19 protein-coding genes are annotated in these 25,982 nt (G+C 73.1%); 9 read left to right on the top strand and 10 right to left on the bottom strand.

What is annotated here, in order from left to right; all coding sequences use genetic code 11:
- Positions 1 to 4: 4 nt before the first annotated feature.
- Positions 5 to 1,237, bottom strand: coding sequence for an IS701 family transposase (locus ACX6XY_RS24255; RefSeq protein ID WP_460334621.1), 1,233 nt, complete (start codon positions 1,235 to 1,237; stop codon positions 5 to 7).
- 358 nt (positions 1,238 to 1,595) lie between these two features.
- On the opposite strand from ACX6XY_RS24255, the gene ACX6XY_RS24250 reads away from it, so the two are divergent.
- The 5 genes from ACX6XY_RS24250 to ACX6XY_RS24230 all read left to right on the top strand — a co-directional run bounded on the left by ACX6XY_RS24250 (position 1,596) and on the right by ACX6XY_RS24230 (position 6,635).
- A complete protein-coding gene (locus ACX6XY_RS24250; RefSeq protein ID WP_460334618.1) occupies positions 1,596 to 2,381 on the top strand; it encodes an SGNH/GDSL hydrolase family protein in 786 nt (261 codons plus the stop codon).
- A gap of 212 nt (positions 2,382 to 2,593) precedes the next feature.
- Positions 2,594 to 2,791 carry a hypothetical protein gene (locus ACX6XY_RS24245; protein WP_460334616.1) on the top strand — a complete coding sequence of 66 codons (198 nt, stop codon included), beginning with the start codon at positions 2,594 to 2,596 and terminating at the stop codon, positions 2,789 to 2,791.
- Between the two features lie 364 nt (positions 2,792 to 3,155).
- Positions 3,156 to 4,550 carry an AMP-binding protein gene (locus ACX6XY_RS24240; RefSeq protein WP_460334613.1) on the top strand — a complete coding sequence of 465 codons (1,395 nt, stop codon included), beginning with the start codon at positions 3,156 to 3,158 and terminating at the stop codon, positions 4,548 to 4,550.
- Between the two features lie 80 nt (positions 4,551 to 4,630).
- Positions 4,631 to 5,800: a 3-deoxy-7-phosphoheptulonate synthase gene (locus tag ACX6XY_RS24235; protein WP_460334610.1), complete on the top strand. Its 1,170-nt coding sequence runs from the start codon at positions 4,631 to 4,633 to the stop codon at positions 5,798 to 5,800.
- Positions 5,801 to 5,864: 64 nt separating this feature from the next.
- Entirely contained in the window at positions 5,865 to 6,635 is a 771-nt protein-coding gene (locus ACX6XY_RS24230; RefSeq protein WP_460334607.1) for a 2,3-dihydro-2,3-dihydroxybenzoate dehydrogenase, read from the top strand.
- Positions 6,636 to 6,728: 93 nt separating this feature from the next.
- Here the strand turns inward: ACX6XY_RS24230 and ACX6XY_RS24225 are convergent, their stop codons facing one another.
- The 6 genes from ACX6XY_RS24225 to ACX6XY_RS24200 all read right to left on the bottom strand — a co-directional run bounded on the left by ACX6XY_RS24225 (position 6,729) and on the right by ACX6XY_RS24200 (position 16,442).
- Entirely contained in the window at positions 6,729 to 7,952 is a 1,224-nt protein-coding gene (locus ACX6XY_RS24225) for an NAD(P)/FAD-dependent oxidoreductase (RefSeq protein WP_460334605.1), read from the bottom strand.
- A complete protein-coding gene (locus ACX6XY_RS24220; protein WP_460334601.1) occupies positions 7,949 to 9,358 on the bottom strand; it encodes an FAD-dependent oxidoreductase in 1,410 nt (469 codons plus the stop codon). Before ACX6XY_RS24220 ends, ACX6XY_RS24225 begins: the two co-directional genes overlap by 4 nt.
- Positions 9,355 to 11,436 carry a molybdopterin oxidoreductase family protein gene (locus ACX6XY_RS24215; RefSeq protein ID WP_460334598.1) on the bottom strand — a complete coding sequence of 694 codons (2,082 nt, stop codon included), beginning with the start codon at positions 11,434 to 11,436 and terminating at the stop codon, positions 9,355 to 9,357. The genes ACX6XY_RS24220 and ACX6XY_RS24215 overlap by 4 nt, the downstream gene beginning before the upstream one ends.
- A gap of 196 nt (positions 11,437 to 11,632) precedes the next feature.
- Positions 11,633 to 13,030 (bottom strand): nitrate/nitrite transporter, encoded by a 1,398-nt coding sequence (locus ACX6XY_RS24210; RefSeq protein WP_460334595.1) that lies wholly within the window; start codon positions 13,028 to 13,030, stop codon positions 11,633 to 11,635.
- Positions 13,024 to 14,466: a nitrosuccinate lyase gene (locus ACX6XY_RS24205; protein ID WP_460334592.1), complete on the bottom strand. Its 1,443-nt coding sequence runs from the start codon at positions 14,464 to 14,466 to the stop codon at positions 13,024 to 13,026. The genes ACX6XY_RS24210 and ACX6XY_RS24205 overlap by 7 nt, the downstream gene beginning before the upstream one ends.
- Entirely contained in the window at positions 14,463 to 16,442 is a 1,980-nt protein-coding gene (locus ACX6XY_RS24200) for an FAD/NAD(P)-binding protein (protein WP_460334590.1), read from the bottom strand. Before ACX6XY_RS24200 ends, ACX6XY_RS24205 begins: the two co-directional genes overlap by 4 nt.
- A 311-nt stretch (positions 16,443 to 16,753) precedes the next feature.
- Between ACX6XY_RS24200 and wrbA the strand changes: the two genes are divergently transcribed.
- Both wrbA and ACX6XY_RS24190 read left to right on the top strand, forming a co-directional pair.
- Positions 16,754 to 17,371: an NAD(P)H:quinone oxidoreductase gene (gene wrbA / locus ACX6XY_RS24195; protein ID WP_460334586.1), complete on the top strand. Its 618-nt coding sequence runs from the start codon at positions 16,754 to 16,756 to the stop codon at positions 17,369 to 17,371.
- 69 nt (positions 17,372 to 17,440) lie between these two features.
- Complete coding sequence (locus ACX6XY_RS24190; protein ID WP_460334583.1) at positions 17,441 to 18,358, top strand: arylamine N-acetyltransferase family protein; 918 nt, start codon at positions 17,441 to 17,443, stop codon at positions 18,356 to 18,358.
- 87 nt (positions 18,359 to 18,445) lie between these two features.
- Here ACX6XY_RS24190 and ACX6XY_RS24185 read toward each other — a convergent pair whose 3' ends face one another.
- The 3 genes from ACX6XY_RS24185 to ACX6XY_RS24175 all read right to left on the bottom strand — a co-directional run bounded on the left by ACX6XY_RS24185 (position 18,446) and on the right by ACX6XY_RS24175 (position 22,067).
- A complete protein-coding gene (locus ACX6XY_RS24185) occupies positions 18,446 to 19,672 on the bottom strand; it encodes an MFS transporter (RefSeq protein WP_460334580.1) in 1,227 nt (408 codons plus the stop codon).
- A 214-nt stretch (positions 19,673 to 19,886) separates the two neighbouring features.
- On the bottom strand, positions 19,887 to 21,443 hold the full coding sequence (locus tag ACX6XY_RS24180; RefSeq protein ID WP_460334577.1) for a class I adenylate-forming enzyme family protein: 1,557 nt from the start codon (positions 21,441 to 21,443) through the stop codon (positions 19,887 to 19,889).
- Between the two features lie 78 nt (positions 21,444 to 21,521).
- Positions 21,522 to 22,067 (bottom strand): SRPBCC family protein, encoded by a 546-nt coding sequence (locus ACX6XY_RS24175; RefSeq protein ID WP_460334575.1) that lies wholly within the window; start codon positions 22,065 to 22,067, stop codon positions 21,522 to 21,524.
- 206 nt (positions 22,068 to 22,273) lie between these two features.
- Here ACX6XY_RS24175 and ACX6XY_RS24170 point away from each other — a divergent pair, with 206 nt between their 5' ends.
- A complete protein-coding gene (locus tag ACX6XY_RS24170) occupies positions 22,274 to 23,947 on the top strand; it encodes a carboxylesterase/lipase family protein (RefSeq protein ID WP_460334572.1) in 1,674 nt (557 codons plus the stop codon).
- Positions 23,948 to 24,009: 62 nt separating this feature from the next.
- Positions 24,010 to 25,866, top strand: a complete 1,857-nt coding sequence (gene asnB / locus ACX6XY_RS24165) for an asparagine synthase (glutamine-hydrolyzing) (protein ID WP_460334569.1) — start codon at positions 24,010 to 24,012, stop codon at positions 25,864 to 25,866.
- Positions 25,867 to 25,982 lie beyond the last annotated feature (116 nt).

The following is a 25,982-nucleotide window of genomic DNA, read 5'->3' as shown; positions in this document are numbered from 1 at the left end:
CGGGTCAGGCGGCGTCCTCAAGGCCGCCAAGGGTGTCGGCGGTGTCGGCGGACAGCGCCCTCGCGGTGTGCGCCGCGGAGGCCAGGGTGATGTGGCGGTGCCAGCCGTGGAACGACCGTCCCACGAAGTCGCGCAGCCCGACCTTCTCGCCGATCTCGGCGAAGTCCCGCTCCACCCGCCGGGTCAGCTTCGTCAGCCGCAGCAGCGGCGCGACCGGCGCGGTCGTCAGGTCGGTCAGCCAGATCTGAACCGGCGGCCGCTGCGGCGCGTGCCACTCGCCGAGCAGCAGCATCGGGCGCTGCCGACCCGTCCGCGGGTCCAGCAGGGACACCCGTACGACCGAGGCGAGGGACGTACGGGACGTGTTCCCGGCAGCGGCGTCAAGCCAGTGCACCGGGCGGCGCAGCCCCTTCGTCGACTCCAGGATCTGCTGTGCGGGCAGCGGACCCGCGCCGAAACCCGGCAGGGCCCGGTCGGCCACCGTGAGTCGGCACGACGCCCCGATCCGGCCGACCACCGGCACCCGTGCCGCGGCGAGCCGCGCCAGGGTCGGACGGACCGCGCCGGTCCGCAGATCGAGCAGGACGGGACGGCGTGTGACCTCCCCGTTCGCTGCCGTCTCGACCGCTGCCGTGGCCGCGCACTCCTCCTGGGTCTCGCAGCCGAAGTTCTCCGGCACCTCCGCGCGCTCGCGCCGCTCGTGGTCGTTGATCCACTGCTCGGGCAGCAACAGTCGCCAGTTGACGGGAGCGCTCGTCTCCTCCGACGCGAACCACACGCCGAAGGCCTGCTGCCCCCGGAACATGCCGCCCAGCTGCGGGGCGAACAGCCGGTCCACGCCCACCGAGTGCTCCCCGGCCTTCGGGATGTGCAGCGAGCGCACCACCCAGGCCCGCGGCGTGCCGGACCGCTCCAGATACCCGGCGAGCGCGGCCCGCATGGGCTGCCAGTCCCAGGTGGAGCTGGAGATGAAGTGGTGCAGGCTCTGCTCGGCGGCCGCGCCGCCGACGTGCGCCGCGATGTTCCGGATCGACTTGCGGCCCTGGGCGAAAAGCAGGCCGCGCAGATACCGCTCGGCCTTGAGACGCTGGTCCTTCCTGCGGAACGCGGAGAACAAGGTGTCGCTGAGCTCCTCCACGACACCGTCGCGGCGTGCGGGACCGGTCGGCACGAGGGCCAGCGGACGCGGCGGGCCCGGTTCGGTGGGTGTCCTTCTCCTGAGCACGGATGTGTTCACAACGCTCCCCCAGACGGTTCGGCAGCCCCTCGGCCGCAGGTCAACCGTCGTCTCCAGGCCCGGTCTCGAACGAGGTGCGCCGCTCACCCACTTACCGCCCGCTCCGGTGCCCGGAGCACCAGCGGCCGCCCGGCGACCGGCCACAGCTGCCGCCCCAGGCCCCCACGGCGTACGAGAGGGTGTGGCCGGAGCACCAGGGGACGGCGTGGGGCGTCGCGCGCACGCCCGGCATCAGCGACCGGGGAGCCTTCTACCGGGGGAGCCTTCCAGGTGACACACTCCCGGCAGGCCCCTTGCACGCCGCCGCCATCCGGACCACCATCGCCGGACCTTGGCCCCGGAGTTGAGAAGTGCCGACGTGACCACAGCATCGAGAAGGGCAGCCGGGCATCCCGTCGAGTCGTACGCGGCCCTCGGGGACTGTCTCACCGCACACCGCGACGGCCCCGGCCGGACCGCCTCGTCCCTCGACTGGGCGGACCGGCTCGCCGTGTTGCTCGCCGAGGAACGGCCCGACGGCGTGCTCCACTACCGCAAGCCGTTCCCCGGACGGTCCCTGGACCACATCGTCGCCGAACAGTTCAGCGCCGTCCGGAAGTTCGCCCCCGACCTGGTCGCCCTGCACGCGGGCGGCCGCGACCTGCTGCGCCCCGACGGCGACCCCGACGCGCTCGCGCAACGCATGGAGACCGCGGTCGTCGAGCTGCGCGCACCCGCCCGTACCGTCCTGCTGTTCACCGGGACAGACCCGCGCCCGCTGCCGGTCCTGCGCCATGCGCGCGCCAAGGCCGCCACATACACGGCCCATGTACGGGGCATCGCGGACCGGCACGGCTGCCCGGTCGCCGACCTGTGGTCGCTGCGCGCGCTGCGCGAACGCCGCGCCTGGGACGAGGGCGGGCTGCGGCTCTCGGAGCTCGGCCACCGCTATATCGCCGCCGAGGCGGCCTGGGCGCTCGGCCTGCGGCACGCCTTCTCCGACGGCGAGCTGGTGCGTACGGGGCCTGACGGCTCGCGGTTCGAACTGCGCCGCCCGGACACCCCCTGGCTCCGCGAGTACCTCGCCCCCTGGCTAAGCCGCCCGCCGGGCCCGCGCACCGGCCCCCGAACCGGACCTCGCCGCGGCTGCGGGCCGCGGCCCTGAGATCCTGGGGCACATGGCGACACTCGACCCGGCACGGGTGCGGGAGCCGCTGCGCCGTGACCTGGCCGGGCAGGACGGGCCGTGCGTGCTGCGCGTGACCGTCTTCGACCCCAGCTCGACCTGGGGGACCCGGCCGCGCCCGCCCGGCCCCGGCCGCTGCTCACCCGCCGCCCGGCGGTCTCCCGCGCGGCCCGCCGCTGAGCGTCACGGTCGTGCGGTACGAACGCGACCTGCCCGCCGTCAAACACGTCGGCTTCGTCCGGAACGGACAGGTGCTCTGGCCACAGGCGGGCGTCCTGCCAGGTGTGACCATGGCACTCCTGCGCCGCCACGGCACGCACTCCCCGGACCGTCCGCTGCTCGGGACGCTGCGGGAGGCGTACACGGGCGTGGCGGCGGAGAGGCCGTAAAACCGGAGCGGAACGTCCTCTACCGGCACCCGGCCTGAACCGTTCCCTCCGCGGCCTTGCCCGCCGACGCCTCCGCACGGCATCGACCGCTCGTCGCCGCAGGCCGGGTCGACCTGACGTACTGGACGGGTGTTCGTTGCCGCTGTTGGCGTGAATCCACAGCATGGAACCGTCGTCACCCGACGTCCGAGCCGCCACCCGTGCGGTCCTCGGGCCTGGTACGACGCCGCAGCCTGCACACCCATGCACCTCCCCGGCGACTCAGCACGCCCCGACCGGGGGGCGCCGCCTCGGCCCTTCCCCACCTCGCCGTCCGCACCGCCCAGGCCGGAGCAGGCCCGGATCTCACCGAGAGAGGAACCCCATGCCCACGGACCCCGAAGACAGGACCGGTCTCTGGCTCGGCAGCATGGTCGAGGAGGCCGCCGCCGCACACCCCGAAGGGCTGCTCGTCGTCGACCACGACCTCGACGTCCTGCCGGACGAGGCATGGGCGTTCACCCTGGCCGAACTCGCCGGGCACATCGCCGACCTGTCGGCCCGGCTGTGGGCGGCGGGGGTGCGGACCGGCGACCACATCGCGCTGTACAAGAGCACCAACTTCGACCTCTGCCTGCTCGCCTGCGCCGCCGCCCGGATCGGCGCGGTCCCGGCGCTGCTCCCCCCGGCCCTCGACCCCGACACCGTCGAGCGCCTCCTGCGCCGCCTGGGCCGCCCGCACCTGCTGACCGACACCGGCAAGCTCACCGGCGACCTGGCCGGGCTGCCGCTGAACCAGCTCACCGGCCGTGTCGTCGTCACGTCCGGCGCGCACCAGGACGCCCTGTCCCTCGCGGACCTCGCGGACGCCCCCGCCGTACCCGCCGTACGCACCGCGCCGGACAGCCCGGCCCTGCTGACGCACACCTCCGGCAGCACCGGAACGCCCAGACTCGTGGTGCACACGGCGCGTTCGCTGCTCGGTCGGCTGCTCCCGCAGGAGCGGCTCGCGAACGCGGTCCGGGAGCCCGAACACGCCCTGGTCCACGTGCCGCTCACGCACTCCCGGCTGTTCCTGGCGCTCGCCGTGCTGCTGCCGCGCGGCATGCCCGCGATCGTGGCGCGCGAGGGCGACGCCGAGCACATCGCGGAGCTCTGCGCCGAACTGCGGCCCGGCCTGATCGAGGCGCACCCCGACAGCTTCACGGAGTGGGAGCCGCTGGCCTCTGACCCGCGCAGGCCGTTCGCCGGAGTCAAGTACTTCAGCAGCGTCTTCGACGCCGTCCACCCCGACACCGTCCAGCGCCTGCTCGCCGCATCGGACCGCCCCATGCCGCGCTTCTACCAGATCCACGGGCAGCGCGAGTGCGGCCCGGACGAGCCCTGGCGGGAGCAGCCCGACGACGGCTGGGGGCGCACGGGCGACGCCGGCTGTCTCGCCGAGCAGGACTGCGTCCGTCCGCCCGACCGCGAGGCCGACCCGATCCCCGCGCTGGGCTCCACCCCGGAAGCCGAGGGCACGGTCCTGGCCCGGCTGCCGGAGCTCACCGAACTCGTCTTCGTACCGGGGCGGCGGCAGGAGCCCGTCCCCGTCGTCTGCACCGTCGACGACCGGCCTCTGGACGCCGGGCGTTGGCGCGCCGCCGTGCGGGACCTGCCCGCCGTCCTGGCGTCGCCGGTGCAGATGAAGCTCGACGAGCTGCCGCGCACCGCGACGTCGTCGGTCGAGCGCCGTGAGCTGGCGGCACGCCTCCAGGACGCGTCGGCCGCTGTGCGGTGACCGTCTCGTCGAGCCCCGCCCGCCCCCACCTGACCGCACCCACCTGACCACACTCGCCTCGCACCCTTCGGAGACATTCTGTGGACAACACCCTGCCCGGCATACGCCTCAAATCGGCTCTCCAGCAACCCGACTGGGGCGACTACGAGCAGACCGAGCTGGTCCGAAAGGAGCTAGCCCAGCGCGCGCCGCTGGTGCACGCGGCGGACGTGCGCGTCCTGCGCGAGCAGCTCGCCCGTGTCGCCGCGGGCCAGGCCAACCTGGTGCAGTGCGGCGACTGCTCCGAGGACCCGAACGAGAGCACCCCGGAACATGTGCACCGCAAGGCCGCCGTGCTCGACCTCCTGGCCGGCGCCCTCAAGATGATCACCCGTAAGCCGGTGGTGCGCGTCGGACGGATGGCGGGCCAGTTCGGCAAGCCGCGCTCCAACGGCACCGAGACCGTCAACGGCGTCGAACTGCCCGTCTACCGGGGGCACATGGTCAACCTTCCCGCCCCGGACGCGGAGTCCCGCAGGCCCGACCCGCTGCGGATGCTCACCGGCTACATGGCGGCCAGCGAGATCACCCGCAACCTCGGCTGGGACGGCGCCCGCCGCGAGCACGCCGACCCGACGGTGTGGACCAGCCACGAGGCCCTGCTCCTGGACTACGAGGTGCCCATGGTCCGCGAGCAGGAGACGGGTGAACTCCTCCTCGCCTCCACACACTTCCCGTGGATCGGTGAGCGCACCCGGCAGGTCGACGGCGCCCATGTCGCCCTGCTGGCGAAGGTCGTCAACCCGGTCGCCTGCAAGATCGGCCCGAAGACGACCACGGACGAGCTGCGCGCCCTGTGCGAACGCCTCGACCCGCGGCGCGAGCCCGGCCGGCTCACCCTGATCGCGCGGATGGGCGCCGACGCCGTCGCCGAGCGGCTGCCCGCTCTGGTGGCGGCGGTCCGCGCCGCCGGGCACCCGGTCAGCTGGCTCACCGACCCCATGCACGGCAACACGTTCAGCTCCCCGGCGGGACACAAGACCCGGCTGGTGCCGGCCGTCGAGCGTGAGGTGCGTGCCTTCAAGTTCGCCGTCGAGTCGGCGGGCGGCGTCGCGGGCGGCCTCCACCTGGAGACCACCCCCGACGACGTCACCGAGTGCGTGCGCACCGAGGCCCACCTCGACCGGGTCGGGGTGCGCTACACGAGCCACTGCGATCCGCGTCTGACGCCCGCCCAGGCGCTGTCCGTCGTGACCGCGTGGGCGGGATGAGCCGCACGCGTCCGCACCGCACCTACCGGGGACGCGGGCCCGAGCGACGATGGAGGTCGTAGAAATGCATGGACAAGTCGCCCTCGTCACCGGCGCGGCCGGAGGCATCGGCGAGGCGGTCGCCAGGGAGCTGGCCAGCCGCGGCGCCGTCGTCGCGGCCCTCGACCGAGACGAGGGGCAACTCCTGGAGAACGTCGGCAAGTTGACGGCCGACGGCCTGGACGTGACGGCCTTCGTCACCGACGTCACCGACAGCGACCAGGTCGAGAAGACCGTCATCCGGGTCGAGGAACAGCTCGGACCGGTCGAGATGCTGGTCAACGCGGCGGGCGTGCTGCGCCTCGGCGAGGTCGTCTCGTACGCGGAGGCCGACTGGCGGGTGACCTTCGACGTCAACGTCAACGGCGTCTTCTATCTCTCCCGCGCCGTCGTCGGCCGCATGGTGTCCCGCACTCGGGGCGCGGTCGTGACGGTCGCCTCCAACGCGGCCGCCACCCCGCGTGCCGATATGGCCGCGTACGCCGCGTCCAAGGCGGCCGCGACGATGTTCACCAAATCCCTCGGCCTGGAGGTCGCCCGCCACGGCGTCCGCTGCAACGTGGTCGCCCCCGGCTCCACCGACACCCCGATGCTGCGCTCGATGTGGTCCGACGAGTCGAGCGCGCGGGGAACGATCGAGGGCGACCCCGGCACGTACCGCGTAGGCATCCCCACCGGCCGCCTCGCCCTCCCGACGGACGTCGCGGCGGCGGTGGCGTTCCTGCTGTCGGACGAGGCGAAGCAGATCACCCTGCATGTGCTGACGGTGGACGGAGGGGCGTCGCTGGGCTCCTGACCCGTTCACCCCAGACAGGCCACTGCCCGGCCCCGGTCTCACCGGGACCGGGCAGTGGCCTGTCTGTGCGCGCGTACGCCGACCGCGCCCGGTTCAGGACGCGCCGTGCAGCGCGTCCGGCGCTCCCGGCAGCCGGTGCCCGAGCAGCGAGCGAAGCCGTCCGTACCCGGACGTGTCACCGGCCAGCACGCCACCGAGCAGCGTGCCCGCCGCCGTGTCCAGCACCAGCTTCGCGTAGCGGTCCGTGGCGTGAGCGGTGTGGATGTACTCGACCGCGCCCGGTGTGCGGGCGTGCGCGTCACCGAAGCTGGCGACCTCCACGCCCAGAAGCTTCAGCTCGGTGGACAGGTCGGGCTCGGCGAACGGGGCCGACGCCGCGCCGGTCAGCTGTGCCGCCACCGACTCCGCCATCCGATAGCCCGGTGTCACCAGACCGTAGGTGCGACCGTCGACCGCCGCGCACTCGCCGACCGCCCAGATCCGGGCGTCCGCCGTACGGCAGCGGTCGTCCACGTGGAAGCCGCCGCGCTCGCCGGTCCGCAGGCCCGCGTCCGCGGCGAGTTCGTCGCGCGGGCGGACCCCCGTCGAGAACACGACGAGCGAGGCGTCCAAGGACGTGCCGTCGGCCAGCGTCACCGACCGGACCCCGCCGTCCGGGCCCGCGTCCACCGACGCGAGGCCGACCCCGCAGTGCGGCCGCACCCCGAGCGCCGTGACCAGCCGGGCGAGCACCGCGCCGCCGCCCTCGTCCAGCTGCAGCGGCATCAGCCACTCGGCGCCCTCCACGACGTGCGGGCGCATGCCGAGAGCCCGCAGCGCGCCCGCCGCCTCCAGGCCGAGCAGCCCGCCGCCGACGACCACCCCCGTGCGTCCGGGCCGCGCCGCCGCGCGGATCGCGGCCACGTCGGCGAGCGTGCGGTACACCTGGCAGCCCGGCAGGTCGTGGCCGGGCACAGGCGGTACGAAGGGGCGCGAGCCGGTGGCCAGGACCAGGGCGTCGTAGCCCACCCGTGTGCCGTCCGCGCAGAGCACCCGCGCCGCCTCGCGGTCGATGCGCACCGCCGGTGTCGCGAGGCGCAGCTCCACCCCGTCGTCGTCCGTGAAGTCCGCGTCCGGCAGGGCGAGCCGGGACCGCGGCGCGCCGCGCGCCCGCTCGGACAGACGCAGCCGGTCGTACGCGGGAACCGGCTCCTCGGCGAGGACGATCACCCGCCAGGCGTCGCCGGTGTCGCGGGCGCGCAGCTCCCTCACGAACCGGTGGCCGACCATGCCGTGGCCGATCACGACCAGGACGCGACGACGGGTCCCGATACTCATGCGGCTTCCTCTCGCCGTGCGAACTTCGTACACCAGCGGCGCAGTTCGTCGCCGCAGCTGCCGCAGCCCGTGCTCGCGCGGGTGGCGGCGCTCAGCGCGTCCGGGGTGTGGGCGCCGGCCCGCCACGCGGCTTCCAGATCGGTGCCCGTCACGTTGCCGCAATGGCACACCACGACATCGCCGGGCAGCTCCTCGCCCGCGTACTCGGGCGTCGCGCCGAGCAGCAGCGCGAGCCGGTCCGCCGCCACCGGCTCGCCGCGCTGGTACAGCCGCACCACCGCCGCGATAGCCCGGTCCAGGCCGAGCAGCACCGCGCCGCACACCCGGCCGGCGCGTAGCGACAGTCGCGCGTACCGGCCGCGTGCCACGTCGCTGAGCGCCACCGTCTCGTCCGCGCCGTCCGAAGAGCCGAGCCGTACGAGACTCAGCTCCGGTGCGCGCAGGCGCAGTACGGGCCTGCTCGCGACAGCGCGTTCCGCCCGGCCGGTCAGCTGTACGGCGAGCGCCTCGGCCTGCTCCCAGGCGGCCGTGTGTCCGCGGAAGGGCACGGCGACGCCCGCCGGGCGCGCGCAGTCGCCGATGGCGTGCACGCGCGGGTCGTCGGTGCGCAGCGCGTCGTCGACGAGGACGCCGCCGTCCACCGCGAGCCCCGCGGACCGGGCGAGCCCGTCGCGCGGGGTCACACCCGTGCACAGCAGTACATCGTGCGCGGCCACCTGCCGCCCGTCGTCCAGGCGCAGCTTGCCGTCCTCGTAGGCCCGCGTCGTCCGGCCGAGGCACAGATCGATGTCCAGGGCGCGCAGGCGGGCGGAGAGGAGCTCTCCGGCGCGCGGGTCGAGATGCCGGTCCAGGGGGTGCGGGCCGCGGTGTACCAGGGTCACGTCCCGGCCGGTGCGGCGCAGCGCGAGCGCCGCCTCGACGGCGAGCGGCCCGCCGCCGACAACGGCCACGGGTTCTGGCCCGGCGAGCGCCGCGCAGTCGTTGAGGGTACGCAACACCCCTACGCCGGACGGGAGTCGGCCGTCGGCGCCACGCAGCCACGGCAGGCTCGCCGGGCGCGGGGCGGCGCCGGTGGCGAGGACCAGGCGGTCGTACGGATGGCTGCGCCCGTCGTCGGAGCGCACCACGCGCCGCTCCCGGTCCACCGCCGCGGCCGTCACCCCGAGCAGCAGCCGGACGCCCTCGGGCGGGGCGGGCAGCCGCAGCGCCTCGGCGGTCAGCGTGCCGTCCACGACCGACGTCAACAGCGGCCTCTGGTAGGCGGGTTCGGGCTCGGCGCCGAGGACGGTGACCGTGCCGCGGTGGCCGTGCCGGGAGAGTCGTTCCACGAGCCGGTGCGCGGCCGGGCCGTACCCGACGACCACGACCCGCTCGGCTCCCGCTGACCTCAGGAGTGCTGTGCTCACGGGGCAGCCTCGATCCGTACCGCGCACACCTTGAACTCCGGCATCCCGCTGCGCGGGTCGAGGGCGGCGTGCGTGACCAGATTGGCGCGCCCCGCACCCGGAAAGTGGAACGGCACGAACACGGTGTCCGTGCGCAGCGCCGCCTCGCACCGCACCTTCGCCAGGACGGCGCCGCGCGCCGAACTCACCCGAGCGAGCTGCCCGTCGGCGAGCCCGGCGCGGGCCGCGGTGTCCGGATGAACCTCCACGTACGGCTCCGGCACGGCCCCGTTGAGCTCGGCGACACGGCGGGTCTGCGCGCCCGACTGGTACTGGGCCAGAGCCCTGCCCGTCGTCGCGTACAGCGGGAAGTCCGGCCCCGGCGGCTCCGCCGCGTCCCGGTGCTCCACGGGCTGGAAGCGGGCCCGGCCGCCGGGGCGCGCGAAGCCGTCGAGGAACAGCCGCGGCGTCCCGGAACTCCCTCGCGGGCAGGGCCAGTACAGCTCCTCACCGGAATCCAGCCGCTCGTAACTGACGCCCGAATAGTCGGCCGGGCCGCCCTCGGTCGCCGCGCGCAGCTCCTCGAACACCTCGCGCGGGCGGCACGGATACCGTGCGGCGGGCTCGCCGAGCCGGACCGCGAGACCGTGCAACACCTCCAGGTCGCCGCGCACACCGGGCGGCGGATCGAGCAGCCGGCGTCGGCGCAGCACCCGGCCCTCCAGGTTGGTGAGCGTGCCCTCCTCCTCGGCCCACTGCGTCACCGGCAGCACCACATCAGCCATCCGGGCCGTCTCGGACGGCACGAAGTCGGCGACCACCAACAGGTCGAGTGCGTCGAGCCGTTCGGTGATCCGGCCCGCGTCCGGCGCGGACACCACCGGGTTGGAGCCGAACACGAGCAGCGCCCGCGGCCCCCCGTCGGCGCCGAGCGCGTCCAGAAGCTCATACGCGCCGCGCCCCGGACCCGGCAGCCGGCCGGGCTCCACGCCCCACACCCGCGCCAGATGGGCGCGGGCCGCCGGGTCGGTCAAGGAGCGGTAGCCGGGCAGCTGGTCGGCCTTCTGGCCCAGCTCGCGCCCGCCCTGCCCGTTGCCCTGCCCGGTGAGCGTGCCGAAGCCGCTGCCCTCGCGGCCGGGCAGACCGAGGGCGAGCGCCAGGTTGATGAACGCCGCGACCGTGTCACTGCCCTTGCTGTGCTGCTCGGCGCCGCGCCCGGTGAGCACATACGCCCGTTCGGCCCGCGCCAACATCTCTACCGCTGCCCGAAGTTCGGACACCGCGACCCCCGTGACGGCCTCGATGCGCTCGGGCCACCAGGTGACCGCGCGCGCCCAGGCCTCGTCGAAGCCCTCGGTGCGCTCGTCCAGGTACGCCTTGTCGAGGTGACCGCCGGTGACCGTGAGGTGCAGCAGCCCCAAGGCCAGCGCGAGGTCCGTGCCCGGCGTCGGCTGCAGATGCAGGGCGGCGCGCTGGGCGGTGCGGGTGCGGCGGGGGTCGATGACGACCAGGGACGCCCCGTCGAGGTGGCGCAGGAGCGGAGGCATGGTCTCGGCCGGGTTGGCGCCGGCGAGCAGCACCACGTCGGCGCGGCCCAGGTCGGTGACCGGGAACGGCAGCCCCCGGTCCACGCCGAAGGCCGCGTTCTGGGCGGCGGCCGCCGAGGACATGCAGAACCGGCCGTTGTAGTCGATCTGGCTGGTGCCGAGCGCGACGCGGGCGAACTTGCCGAGCGCGTACGCCTTCTCGTTGGTGAGCCCGCCGCCGCCGAACACGGCCACCGCGTCCGGCCCGTGCTCGTACCGGATCGCGCGCAGCCGCCGCGCCACCAGGTCGAGGGCCGCTTCCCAGCCGGCCGGGGCGAGCCGGCCGCGGGCGTCGCGCACCAGCGGAGCGGTGAGCCGGTCCGGGACGTCGAGCACGGCCGGCGCGGTCCACCCCTTCTGGCACAGGCCGCCCTGGTTGACGGGGAAGTCCGGGTCAGGGGAGACGGACACGGCGCCGCGGCCGCCGCTGAGCAGAGTGCCGCACTGCAGGGCGCAGTACGGGCAGTGCGTCTTCGTGGCCGCGGGAGCGCCGCGGGAGCCAGACACGGTCACCGGACCGCTCCGAGCCCGCCGGGCGGGGCGGGGGCGGCCGGAGCGGTGCCGGGATTCGGTGGGCGCCGCTCAGCTGGGAGAGGGGCGCCGCGAAGATCGATGAGACTCAACTGTCAGTCCTCTCAAGTGGGTTGACGCTCGTAACGATGGAAGCGAGGCCGGTGTCGGACCGCCGTATGCTCACAGCCGGGCGGGGTCAGACCCGGCCCGCGGTCTTCGGTCGTACCGGTTCCACACCGGTGACGCCGACCTCGTCGCGGCGCAGATACACCGCCCACGTGACGGCGAGGCACACCGCGTAGAAGCCGAGGAACACGGCGAACGCGACGGTGCCGGAGCCGGAGGACCCGTACGACGCGCGGAACGCCAGGTTGATGGCGACGCCGCCGAGCCCGCCGACCGCGCCCGCGATCCCGATCAGCGCCCCGGAGAGCCTGCGGGACCGGGCGAACGCCGCGACGGCGTCCGCACCCGAGGAGATCGCGCGCTCCGCCTCGCGGGTGTGCACGGCGGGGATCAGCTTGTACGTCGACCCGTTGCCGATCCCGCTGAGCACGAACAGCACCGTGAACGACGCCACGAACCACGCGAACGATCCGGTGACGGACGCGGTGAGCAGCGCCGCCGTACCGGCGGCCATGGCCGCGAAGTTGACGAACGTGACCCGCGCCCCGCCCCACCGGTCGGCCAGCCTGCCGCCCACCGGGCGGGACAGCGAACCGAGCAGCGGACCGAGGAACGTGTACGAGGCCGCCTGGAGCGCGCTCGCCCCGAACTCGCTCTGCAGCACCAGGCCGAAGGCGAACCCGTAGCCGATGAACGAGCCGAACGTGCCGATGTAGAGCAGCGAGATCCACCAGGTGTGCCCATGCCGTGCGGCCTCCCGCAACGCGCCCGGCTCCCTGCGCGGCGACGGCAGGTTGTCCATGCGCAGCGCCGCGCACAGCGACACGAGCACGATCAGCGGGAGGTACACGGCCGCCACGTACGACGGATGGCTGTCGCCCGCCGTGGCGATGACGAGCAGGCCGAGCAGCTGCACCACGGCTACGCCGAGGTTGCCGCCGCCCGCGTTGAGACCGAGCGCCCAGCCCTGGTGCCGCTGCGGGTAGAAGCCGGCGATGTTCGTCATCGACGACGCGAAGTTGCCGCCGCCGACGCCCGCGAGTGCCCCGATCAGCAGGAACACCCACAGCGGTGTACCGGGCCGCTGCACGAAGAACGCCGCGAGACCGGCCGGGACCAGCAGCACCGCCGAGGCGAACACCGTCCAGTCGCGGCCGCCGAACCGCGCGACGGCCGCGCTGTACGGGAGCCGCAGCAGCGCTCCGACCAGTGTCGGCACCACCACGAGCAGGAACTTCTCGGAGGGCGTGAACGCGAAACCGATGTCCGGGGACATGAACAGGACCAGCACGGACCACAGGCTCCACACCGAGAACCCGATGTGCTCCGACATCACCGAGAGAACCAGATTGCGGCGCGCCACGAACCGTCCCTCGCGCTGCCAGAACTCCTCGTCCTCGGGATCCCAGTGCGCGATGTCCCGCCTGCCTCTCGCGCGGGACGCGCGTATGCCGCTGTGCCTCACCACGCCGCCCCGCGTCCCAGAGCCCTGTCGACCAGGTGACCCGCGCCGCCGGTGTAGCCCACCGGGTCGCACAGCTCGGCCAACTCGCTCTGAGTGAACCGGCCCTGGAGACCAGGGGAGGCGGCGAACACCTCCGCGAGCACCTCCGCGAGCGGCTCCCCGGTGCGCTGCGCCCGCTGCGCCGCCTCGGTGAGCAGCCGCCGCGCGGCCGCCTTGCCGAGCTCCGGCGTGAGGACGGCGGCGATCCGCTCCGAGACCAGCTGACTTCCCGTCAGCCCCAGGTTGGCGGCCATCCGATCCGGCCGTACGACGAGGCCGTCGGCGAGTTCGACGGCGGTGTGCGCGGCGCCGCCCGCGAGGCGCAGGCACTCGCGCAGCAGCAGCCACTCGGCGTGCCACACTCCGCCCGAGCGCTCGTCCTCGCTGGCCAGACACTGCGTCAACGCCCCCGCGAGAGCCGGGACCTGAAGGGTCGTGGCGCGTATCAGGGTGGAGAGGACCGGATTGCGCTTGTGCGGCATCGCCGATGAGCTGCCCCGGCCCGCCGCCGTCGGCTCGGTGACCTCGCCGGTCTCGGTCCGCGTCAGCGACTGCACGTCGACGGCGAGCTTGCCGAGCGCCCCGGCCGTGAACGCCAGGGCCGCGGCCAGATCGGCCATCGGCGTGCGCAGCGCGTGCCAGGGCAGCACCGGCCGCGCGAGGCCCGTCTCGACGGCGTACGCGTCGACGAGACGGTCCAGATACGCCCCCCGGTCGAGCGTGCCGTCCTCCCGGCGGTGCGCGTCGTCCTCGCCGTCCAGCGCCGCGTACTCCAGATAACCGGCCAGGGTCCCGGCGGCGCCGCCGAGCGACACCGGAAGGCCGGAGTCGAGAACCCGCGTCAGACGCCGCTCCGCGTCGAGGACCAGTTCACGCCAGCCCGCGGCCTTCAGCCCGAACGTCGTCGGCACCGCGTGCAGGGCCAGGGTGCGCCCGGCCGTCGGCGTGTCGCGATGCCTGCGGGCCAACGCGCCGAGCGCATCGGCCACCCGGCCCAGGTCGGACCGTACGATCCGCAGCGCACGGGCGGCCACCAGCATCGCACCGGTGTCGAACACGTCCTGGCTGGTGGAGCCCCGGTGCACATACTCCGCCGCCGCCGGGTCGCGCCGCGCGACCCGGTCCGTCAGCGCCCGTACCAGGCCCACCACGGGATTGGCGGTGTCCCGCGAGACGAGCGCCAGCTCCCGCACACCGAAGTCCTCGGCCCGCGCCGCCTCGGTGATCAGGTCGGCGACGTCCTTGGGCACCGTGCCGAGCCGCGCCTGCGCGCGGGCGAGGGCCGCCTCGGCGTCCAGCATGCCCTGCAGCCACGCCTCGTCGGACACGGCCGCCTCGACCGGGGTTCCGGCCCGTACCGGGGACAGCAGCCCCGAGTCGGACCCGGAGCGCGGGCTCACACGATCACCCCGCGCAGCTCCGCGTCCGACACCGTCGGCCGCAGCCCGGCCGGCACATGCGCCACCGGCGGCAGGGACAGCGCGGCGCGCGCGATCGCGTCGGAGTCGCCCAGCGTCACCGAGTCCACGCCCGGCCGGATCCCGGCGGCCGTGACCCAGTGCACCGATTCGGTCGGCACCCCGTACGCGAACCGCCGCGGGTGCGCGTGCCCCCGGCCGTCGATGAGCCGGTAGGGACGCTCCGTGACGGCCAGTCCGCCCGTCTCGTACGGCGTGCCGAGCGGGCTGTCGATGCGGTACGGCGCCGCCTGGTCCGTATTGAGCAGGTGCTGCAACAGCGGGTCGGCGGTGCGCCGCAGGTCGGGCTCCGGCAGCCGGGCCTCGATCAGGACCGTGGACGACACCGGCTCGCCCGGCACCGTCTGCGACTCGGCGACGAACCGCGGCGTCGTCGGGTCGACCCGCACCTGGGTGCCGGGACCGGTCAGCGTGAGCACCCCGGCCTCGATCAGCGCCCTCATCTCCTGGATGCGGGAGGCGGGCGGGCCGATCGACAGGAACGCGTTGAGCGGCGTGTACCAGCCCTCCAGGTCGTCGCGGTGCGAGTCGCCGTCCAGGCCGCCGTGATCGACGGCGAGACGGATCTCGTTGCGCAGATCCCGCAGCACGTCCAGGGCGGCCTTCAGCGGGCCGGTGACATTGCCCTGCCGGGCGGCGCGCACATCCTGGGCCAGATAGTCGAGCAGCCAGCGCTGGAAGTCGTCGCGGTCGGTGAACTCCCGCTCCCCGTACGGCCGAGAGAGCTTCTCCCAGTCCCAGCGGACGTCCTCGTCGAAACCGAACTCGTCGAGCAGGCCCGCGAGATCGCCGTCCGGCTCCAGGGCCAGATACCGCTCGGTGAACGCCTCGCGCAGGTCGCCGCGCCCGCGCTGGGCGAGCAGCGCGCCGTAGTAGACGCTCTCCACCTCACGCGAGATCAGCGGCCACAGGTCCTGGGTGAACGACACCCCGCCGCCCTGCGCGCCGCGCCGCCGCAGGCGCCGGATGAAGTCGGGCGTGAGCAGCTGCGGTGTGCATCGCCCGTGCGGGCCCTTCTCGTTCTCGCCGCGCGCGTGGTACGGGACGCCCCGCCGGGAGAACGCGTACAGCTTCGGCTCCCGGCCCGAAGGGCAGTACGTCAGCTTCTCGCCCTCGCGCACGAAGGCGCCGCCGCGGCCGGCGGTGAACAGGGCCATGTAGTCGAAGAAGTTGAGGCCGAGCCCGCGCAGCAGCACGTTCTGGCCCGGCAGGATCCCGGACAGCCCCACGTCGGCGGGGTTGACCGGAGTGATGTACGTCAGGTGGTGGATGCGGGCCAGCGTGGCCGCGCGCTCCTCGCGCGCCGACAGCCGGGCTGGCAGATGCCCCAACGCCAGGACGACGCCGTCGAGCTGGTTGAGCCGGGTGCCGTTCTCCAGGCGCACGCCCTGCGGACCGCCCGGCACACCGTGCACGTCGGACATCGCCACCGCCCGCGAACGGTGCACCCGCACCGTCACATGCTCGGGCGCCCGTTCGACCAGGCGCTGGAAGCAGTCGTGCAGGTACTCGCCGTAGAGGGCCCGCGTCGGATACGCGTCGGGGCCGAGCGCACGGGCCTCGCGCAGCGTCGCCGCGCTGTAGTCCCCGGCCGAGGCCAGCAGCGCCAGGGACTGGGCCCATTCGTGCAGGCTCGGGCCGTTCTCGATCGGACCCTCGATGCGCGACGAGTCGTCCGTGAACACGGTGATCTGCGAGGCGACGGTGTTCATCAGGAGCTGCCGCGACTGGTCGGCGCGCCATACCGCACCCGCGCCCGGTGCGTGGGGGTCCACCACATGCACCGTCAACGCCTGGTGTCGCTGCTCCTCGCGCTCGTTCGCCAAGAGCCGCTCCAGGACGGAGAGTCCACGCGGCCCGGCTCCGACGATGCACAGTTCGACATGACTATCACTCACGCGGACTCTCCGTTTCGTATCCGGTGTGATCCGGCCGCGGGCGTCACGGGCCCGACAGGACCAAAGAGACATCCCCTGCTGGGGGAGAGGTTCGTGGAGAGCCTGCTGAGGCTTCGGCGCGGCGGTCAAAGCGCTGCCGGAGCGTCCGTCAAGTCGTCGCGCGGACCTGACGGATCAGCGGACCTGACGGATTAGGGGAAGCGGCTTTGCCGGGGTGTCCGTTCCGTCCCGAGGATGAGGCCATCCGCCGCCGCCGGATCCGTGTCCCGCGCCGCGGCCGTCGTCCACCCAGCGAGGGAGCGTCAACCGACATGACCAATGTCGCCGTCATCTACTACTCGTCCACCGGCAACGTGCACCGGCTCGCCGAAACCGCTGCCGAGGCCGCCGAGAAGGCCGGCGCCGACGTGCGGCTCCGCAAGGTCGTCGAGCTGGCGCCGGAGTCGGCGATCGCGAAGAACGAGGGCTGGGCCGCGCACGCCGCCGCCACTCGGGACATCCCCGAGGCCACCCTGGAGGACATCGAGTGGGCGGACGCCATCATGTTCGGCACGCCGACCCGCTTCGGGCTGCCGACCGCCCAGCTCAAGCAGTTCATCGACACCACCGGCGGCCTGTGGTTCCAGGGCAAGCTGGTCAACAAGGTGGTCTCGTCGTTCACGTCGACCTCCAGCACTCACGGAGGCCAGGAGAGCACGATCCTCGCCCTGAACAACACCTTCTACCACTGGGGCGCGATCATCGTTCCGCCCGGCTTCGCCGACCCGGTCCAGTTCGAGGACGCCAACGGCAACCCGTACGGCGCGAGCAGCGTGTCCGCCAGCCAGGCCGACAACGTCCACCCGGACAACCTGTCCTCGATCGCGTACCAGGCCCGCCGCACCACGGCCATCGCGAGCGCCCTGCAGCGCGGCTTCCGGACGGCCTGACCGCCGATCCGGGCTCGTCCGGCGGTACGGGCCCCGTACCGCCGGGGCACGCACATGAAAGGTGACCGCATGCACCACGACCCGCCCGAGAAGCGCATCCGGGCCGGGGAGAGCTGGGACGTCGCGGCCCTCGAACTCGACGCCTACATGCGGCGTATCGGCTACGACGGGCCCCGCGCCGCCACCACGGACGTACTGCGCGCACTGCACCGCGCCCATATGTCGACGATGCGGTTCACCAACCTCGACCTGTTCATGGGCGCGGCCGTCCGGCTCGACGTACCGAGCCTGCAGAACAGGCTCGTCCACCGGCGACGCGGCGGCTACCGCCTGGAACAGAACATGCTCTTCGCGGCCGCCCTTGAGCGCGTCGGCTTCACCGTCGACCGCTACCTCGCCCGCATCCGCCGCGGCGACGACACCGTACGCGCCCGCGGGCACGCCGTCCTTGTCGTCCATGTCGAGGGACGACCCCTGCTGTGCGACGCCGGGTTCGGGGACGAAGGGCTGATCGAGCCGATCCCGCTGGCCGACGACGCCAGGCTGACCGTCGGCGAGTGGACCTGGCAGCTCGGACGCGACGAGGACGAGGACGAGTGGGTGCTGCGCTCGCAGCGGCCCGACGGCTGGTTCGACGTGTTCGGACTGCGCCTGGAACGCCACTACCCGATCGACTTCGAGACCTCGCACCACTTCATGTCCAGCCATCCGCGCTCGGAGTTCGTCGGACAGCTCATCGTCCAGCGCGGCGACGAGCACCTACGGCACTCCCTGCGGAATCTGCGGCTCACCACCCAGCACCCCGACGGCCGCCATGAGCACCGCCTGCTGACCCCCGAGGACGTGGCGCCCGTACTCGGGGAGATCTTCGGCCTCACGGTCACGGCGCACGAGGAGCCGCTGCTGCGGGCGGCCCTCGGCAACGCCGTCGACCTGGAGCGCCGCAAGGCCCTGAGAGCCGGGGCCGGAGCGCCGTCGGCAGGCTGAACCGGCCCGTTCACAAGGGCTGTCCCGCGAATCGCGGGACAGCCCTTGGCTTTGACCTCAGCCGGTCCGGCCGATGCCGCGAGCGCGTCAGCCGGTGGTGACCAGGGCCACGATCGCCGGGCCGAAGGCCGCGCCCAGCAGATAACACAGGTTGAACAGGCCGATGCCCGACGGGCGTTCCTCATCGGGCAGCGCGCCGGTGGCCTGCACGGCGAAGACACCCTGACCGGAGGCGGCCGCGATGGACGCGAGAGCCTGCGCCGCGAGCAGTACCAGGGACGTGGTCCCGAACCCGGTCACGAGGGGCGCCGAGACGCCGAGCAGCAGCAGTACGGCGATGATCGGGCCGCGACCGACGCGGCCCGAGGCGGCGACCACGAACCAGGACAGGGTCCCGCCGAGGAGCAGCGGCCACACCATGGCGACACCGATCTGACTCGTCGACCAGCTCGTGTGGTCGCCGAGCCGGTCCGGAATGGCGAACATCAGACCGAAGTTGACCACGGCGAGCAGGAAGGCGAGGACCGAGGCGAGCAGGAACACGCGCTGGCGGACCACCGCGGCGGGCACGAAGCCGCGCGGCCGGGACCGCAGATGCCTGACCAGCAGCGCCAGCGCGGCCACGGAGGCGAGCGACCCCGGCAGCGGGTAATGCGGGACGAAGACCAGCGCGGTCACCAGCGCCGTCAGCAGCAGCGCACCGGCCGTGTCGAACCGCTCGCGGGAGGCCTCGCCCGCCGCGCGGCGCAGCACCGCGGGGACGGCGAGGACGCTGAGCACCGGCAGGGCGAGCGTCAGTTTCCACGAGAGCACGTCGTTGGCGAGCGAACCGGCCAGCGGCGCGGTCGAGCCGACCACCGCGAGGGACGCGGTGACCAGACCCATGCGCAGCGGTGAGGAAGCCGCCAGGTGCATCGCGGTGGCGGTCAGGCCCGCGGTGCCCAGGGCCTGCAGGGCGCAGCCGACGATCAGCGCGGGCAGCGCGGGCACGGCGACCACCAGGGCGGCCCCGACGAGAACCAGCAGCGCGCAGAACGTCAGCGCGGCCCGCGCGCCCTTGTGCCGGAGCAGCCCCGCCATAAGCGGCGTACCGACCGCGATGCCCCAGCCGAACGCGGTGACCGTCCAGGTGACGGCGTCGGACGTGGTGCCCAGATCGCGGGCGATGGTGTCGAGCACCAGGGACGGCCCGGCGATGCCGAAGGAGAGCGGCCCGGCGATCAGAGCGAGCCACAGGGCGGGTACGGGGCGTGCGGCGGGCGGGCGCCCCTGGCTGGCAGGGGCACCCGCTGAAACGGTGGTTGAGTCACGCATCAGTTCTCCACAGATGGCAGTTCGATCGATGGACGGCGGCGGTGACACCGCCGTCCGGGAGGGCCAGCCGGTACGGGGCCCCTGCCCGCACCGGCGCCGCGCCGAGGGGCCCGCACCGGCGGCGTCCGGCGGCGGGCCGCACGGCAGCCGCACGGCGTGCGCCGCGCCCGAGTTCCGCGAGGGCGGCGCGGGCCCAGCCACCGGCTCTCAGCCGTCAGGCCTGAAGACGCCGGGCGAGTTCCAGCCGCTTGATCTTCGTCGTGGCGGTCTGCGGAAGCTCGTCGAGGCGCAGCTGCACCGGCTCGGCCAGCGGCGGCAGGTCCGTCACGGCCGACTTCCACGCGATCTCGTCGAGTGGCTCGTCGTCACGGGTGCACACCACGGGGACCGCGGCGCCGCCCTCACCAGGGATGATGATGACCTCGACCAGTTCGGGCAGCCGCGTGAAGAGCTTGTCCTCCAGCTCCAGCGTCGACTCGACGCCGGGAATCTCGTCGACCTCACGGTCGAGCAGGTGCAGACAGCCCCACTTCGTGCGGTAGCCGACATCCCCCATCCGCCACCAGCCGTCGTTGACCTGCTTCTCCCAGCGCGGGTGCTCCGCGAGGTACGTCACGATGCGGCCGTCGCTCTTGACCTCGATGTAGCCCGGATTCTGCTTGGTCGGCGTACGGCCGTCCCGGCTGACCACCCGGACGCCGGTCATGCCGGGGAACGGCGCGCCCACACAACGCCCGTTGAAGTCCGCGCCGTCCTTGAGGGAGTAGGTACGCCCGGCGATCGGACCGACCTCGCTCTGCCCGTACGCCTGGACGAACTTCGGACGCTTGCGGCCCGAGGCCTTCAGCATCGTGTTCACCGTACGCGGGTGGATGGCGTCGAACGTGGAACTGAAGAACTTCACCTTCGCCAGCGGCCGCCGCGGATCGTCCGCCAGGACCTCCCAGCGCAGGAACGTGTTGGGGTGCGCCTCGATGAAGCCGGGCGGCACCTGCGTGAACAGATCGCCGACGGACTGCGGGTCGTCGTCCCTGAGGATGATCAGCGGGTGGCCCTGGAGGATCGAGATGGGCATGGCCGTGAACATCCGGGAGTGCACGAACGACACATGCACGGCGACGGGTTCGCTGCGCCGCACACCCACCGACACCACCGTGCCCTGCGGGCGGTAACGGGACTGGAAGGTCCGGCCGGTGTGCACCGCCAGCTTGGGTGTGCCGGTGGTCCCCGACGTGTGGGTGATCAGCGTCGGGTGGTCCGGCGGCATCGTCACGGCAGGCACGCGCCGGACGTCGGCGAGCGAGGCGAACGGCGTCGCGCCCTCGTACTCGCCGGAGGCGAGCAGCACCCGGTGGGACAGGTCGAAGACCTCGGCCGGCAGCGAGGACTCCAACTTGGCCTGGTCGCTGACCAGATACGGCTGCCCGACCCGACGCAGCAGCTCGGCCACCGTCGCACCCTCAAGCTTAGGCGAGAGCAGTACGGGAACCGCGCCGATCCGGGCCACCGCGCAGGCGAGCAGGGAGATGTCGAAGCCGTCGCTCTTGTGCACCACGACATGGTCGCCAGGGCGGGCCCCGACCGACCACAGCCGGGAGGCGAAGTCGTCCACCAGGTCCGCCAGTTCGGTCAGCGACGCGCGGCGACCCAGGTGGGGGGCGATGTCGAGGTCGTGGTCCAGGACCACGAAGTTGGCGGGGTGCCGGGCGGCCGCTCGTTCGAACAGCGTGCCCAGACGAATGCCGTGGTTACCTATCCGCTGGAGAAACATCTCACCGCTTTCTCGTCCAGGAACTTGCGTGGCGGGTCGGTCCGCCCGCTGCTTCGCGCGGCCCGTCGCCGCGCGGCGTCACTGCTTTTCGATGAGGTTCCGGATACGTGCCAGGGTCTCGTCGAGGTCCTGCTCCAGCTTGGCCGTCCAGTCGGCGACGAACTTCTCGCGCTCCGGCTCCGACAGATCCGCGACGATCTTGTGAATGCCGGCGGTGGCCTTGCCCATGCGGAAGTGGTGGACGAGCACGGAACCCGCCTCGCCGTCGGGCTCGACGTCGAAACCCCAGACGCTCTCCTGGTCCTCCTGGGCGTGGCTGAGCATCATCCAGCGGAACGTACGGCCCGGCTCGGCGGCCACGATCCTGGCGTCGGTGTACCAGGTGCCGCGCACGAGCGGCGCCCACGCGACCACGTCCTCGCTGCGCAGGTTCTCGCCGCGGAAGACCGAGCCCACCTGGGAGGGCTCACCGGAGATCCACTCGCCGCCCACGCACTCGGGGCTCCACTCGGAGCTGCGCGGCAGATCGCTGACGACGGCGTAGACATCCTCGGGCAGAGCGGAGATCCGCACCTCGGCACGGAGTTCAAACAGGGGCGACTTCTCGATGATGGTGTTCGGCATGCCGACCACCCTGCTGACGCCGCGGACAGCCGGCAACGCGGGTCCACCGGATCCGTCAGGTCCGCGCACCGGCCCACGTCGGCCGCGCCCCAGCGGACTTGACGGAGACCGGCCCGGACCCTGGCCCCGCCCACCCCGAACGGCGACGATCACCCGGACCGAGGCCAAGAGCCAGACCGCCGAACCTCTGGGAGCCGGGAGTGCCGATGTTCGATACGCCGCCGACCGAACTGCGCCGACGGTCATTCATCACCGCGGCCACCGCGGCGGCCGGAGCCCTGGCCGTGCCGTCCTCGGCCTCCGCCCGTCCGTACTCACGAGGGGAACGGAGCAACCGTGTGATCGTCCGCACGACAGCCGGCCGTATTGCGGGAGAGCGCACCGACGACGTGACCGTGTTCCGCGGCGTACCGTACGCGGCGCCCCCCACCGGCCCCCTGCGCTTCGCCTCGCCCCGGCCGCCCGAGCCCTGGAAGGGGATCCGCGACGCCACCGCCTTCGGCGCGCCCGCCCTGCAGACCGACTACCTGCCCGACAGCAGCGAGGACTGCCTCTACGCCAACGTCTGGACGCCGGACGTCCGCGGCCGCCGCCCCGTCCTCGTCTACATCCACGGCGGCGGCTGGATGCTCGGCGCCGGCAGCGAACCCGACTACGACGGGGCCCGCCCCGCCGCCCACGGCGACATGGTCGTCGTCACCTTCAACTACCGTCTGGGCCTCCTGGGCTGGGGACTCCACGAGGCCTTCACCGACCAGCGGACCGGCTCCTGCGCCAACTGGGGCCTACAGGACCAGGCCATGCTGCTGCGCTGGGTGCAGCGCAACGCCGCCGCGTTCGGCGGCGACCCCGGCAACATCACCCTGGCCGGCACCTCCGCCGGCGGCTCCAGCACCTGGCAGCTGGCCCTGCTGCCACAACTGCGCGGCGTCATCAGGCGCGCCGTGCCGATCAGCGCCAAGCACGTCTGGAACCCGGCCAGTTCCACCAGCCCGGCCGAGTCCCGCGAAGTGTACGGTCTGCTGGCGAAGCGCCTCGGCACCACCGTGGAAGCGCTGCGCACCGTCCCCGGCGAGGCACTGAAAGGCGCCTGGGAGGACCTGTTCTCCGGCGCCCCGGACGCCCGCCCGGTGGACGGCTGGCGCGAGTACCGCGGCCCGGTGCCCGACGGGCGCTGGATGCACGGATACGACTACGAACTGCCCACCCCTCAGGTGCCGTTGATGCCGCTGTACTGCCGCACTGAAGGGTCGTTCTTCACCACGGGACCCGGCTACCCCTTCCCAGGACCGCACCCCGCCGACGACGCCGGACTGCGCGAAGCGGTGCGGGCGGTGCTGCTCAAGGGCGCCGTCCAGGTCACCGACGCCCAGGTCGCCGCGTGCGTGGACGTGTACCGCGCGGCCGCCAGGGCCGAGGGCAGGCCGCACGACCCGGTGGCCCTGTGGACCGAGATATGGGGCGACGGCCTGTTCCGCTACCAGATCGTGCGGCTGGCGGAGCGCCACGCCCGCGAGGGCCGCAGCCCGCAGTACCTCATGGAGTTCGCCCACCCGCTGCGCGAGCCGTACGCGGGCACCACCCCGCACGAGGCCACGTCGAAGTTCCTCTTCGGCTCCTACACGCGCGACGTCAACGCGCCCGCGTACGGCGACGGCCCCCTGGAGCGCACCGTCTCCGACACCCTGATCGACCTGGTGGCCTCGTTCGCCCGCGACGGCGTGCCACGCAGCGCCCGCGCACCCCGCTGGCCGGAGTTCAGCCCCGGCAGGCCCACCGTCATGACGGTCGGAGGCGAGGACGTCGCCGCCGTCGGCCCCCTCACCAAGGCCGCCCAGCTGCGGCACTGGGACGGCGCTGACTGGGCGCCCCGGCCCTGAGCCGCCGCCCCCACCGGCGCCACCCACCACCTACAACCCCTCACGAGAGGAACGACACTCCCATGTGCGGACTCGCAGGCTGGGTCGACTTCGACCGCAATCTGACCGGACTCAGCCAGACAGCGGCCGACATGACGGCCACACTGGCGTGCCGCGGCCCGGACGACCGGGGCCTGTGGGCCTCGCCGCACGCCGTGCTCGGCCACGCGCGGCTGTCGGTCATCGACCCTGAGGGCGGCCGCCAGCCCATGCACCCGGACGGCCCGGACGACGGCCAGCCGGTCATCGTCTACACCGGCGAGGTCTACAACTTCCTGGAGCTGAAGGAGGAGCTGACCGCCCTCGGCCACTCCTTCCGCACCTCCAGCGACACCGAAGTCGTCCTGCGCGCCTACCTGGAGTGGGGCGAGGCGTTCGCCGAGCGGCTCAACGGCATATACGCCCTGGCGATCTGGGACCCGCGCAGCGAAACGCTGCTGCTCGTCCGCGACCGTATGGGTGTGAAGCCGCTGTTCTACTACCCGACCCAGGGCGGCGTGCTGTTCGGCTCCGAGGCCAAGGCGATCCTCGCCCACCCGGAGGCCGAGGCCGTCGTGGACCGCGAGGGCCTCGCGGAGATCTTCGCCATCATCAACACACCCGGACACGCCGTCTTCAAGGGCATGCACGAGGTCGTCCCCGGCACCGTCGTCCGCTTCGACGGCGACGGCAGCACCACACGCACCTACTGGCAGCTCGCGGCGACGCCGCACGACGACGACCTCGACACCACCATCGACCACGTACGCACCCTGCTCGAGGACATCATCGAGCGCCAGCTCATCGCCGACGTCCCCGTCGGCACCCTGCTCTCCGGCGGCCTCGACTCCAGCGCCATCACCGCACTCGCCGCGAAGACCCTGCGCGAGCAGGGCTCGCCGGAGCGGATCAAGGCGTTCTCCATCGACTTCAAGGACAACGAGGAGACGTTCCGCGACAACGGCATCTGGATGGACCCGGACACCCCGTACGCGGTCGAGGTCGCCGAGCACTGCGGAGCCGAGCACATCGTCGTCGAGCTGGAGAACGCCGACGTCCTCGACGAGGAGGTGCGGGCACGGGTACTGCGCTGCCAGGACCTGCCGATCTCCACCGGCGACATGGAGCACTCGCTCTATCACCTGTGCAAGGAACTGAAGCGGCACGTCACCGTCGCGCTCTCCGGAGAGACCGCCGACGAACTCTTCGGCGGCTACAACTGGTTCTTCGACAAGGAGGCCGTCGAAGGCGACACCTTCCCCTGGTACGACGCCTGGCGCAGGCTCGGCGGCCTCGACGCCATCAAGGAGATCGGCCTGTGGGACCGCCTCGGCCTCGACGAGTACGTCGCCAAGCGGTACGCCGAGGCCCTCGCCGAAGTACCGCGGCTGGCCGGTGAGTCCCCGCGGGAGGCCAGGATGCGGGAGCTGACGTACCTCAACATCAGCCGCTGGGAGAACTTCCTCCTGGACCGCAAGGACCGCATCAGCATGGCCGCGAGCCTGGAGGTCCGCGTCCCCTTCACCGACCACCGCCTGGTCGAGTACGTGTTCAACGTGCCCTGGGAGATGAAGAACTTCGACGGCCGGGAGAAGAGCCTGCTGCGGGCGGCCACCGCCCACGTCCTGCCCGAGTCGGTGCTCCAGCGCAAGAAGAGTCCCTATCCCTCCACCCAGGACCTGGACTACGCGAAGGCCCTGCGCGCCAAGGTCGCCGACCTCCTCCACGAGGGCTCACCTGTCCTGCGACTGGTCCCCGCCGAGGGCATCCAGAAGCTCCTCGACAAGCCGGTCGAGTCCTATGCGGGCCTGGGCGGCCTGTGGGGGATGCGGGCCGTCATGGAGCGGCTGGTCGAGTTCAACACGTGGGTGACGGAGTACGGCGTCCGCGTCGAGGCCTGACGACGGATCCTGTGCGGCCGCCGGAGCACCCCCCCCCCCCGCCCCCCCCCCCCCCCCCCCCCCCCCCCCCCCCCCCCCCCCCCCCCCCCCCCCCCCCCCCCCCCCCCCCCCCCCCC

The organism is Streptomyces sp. O3, from assembly GCF_054788135.1.
This window is presented reverse-complemented; position numbering and strand designations above follow the sequence as displayed.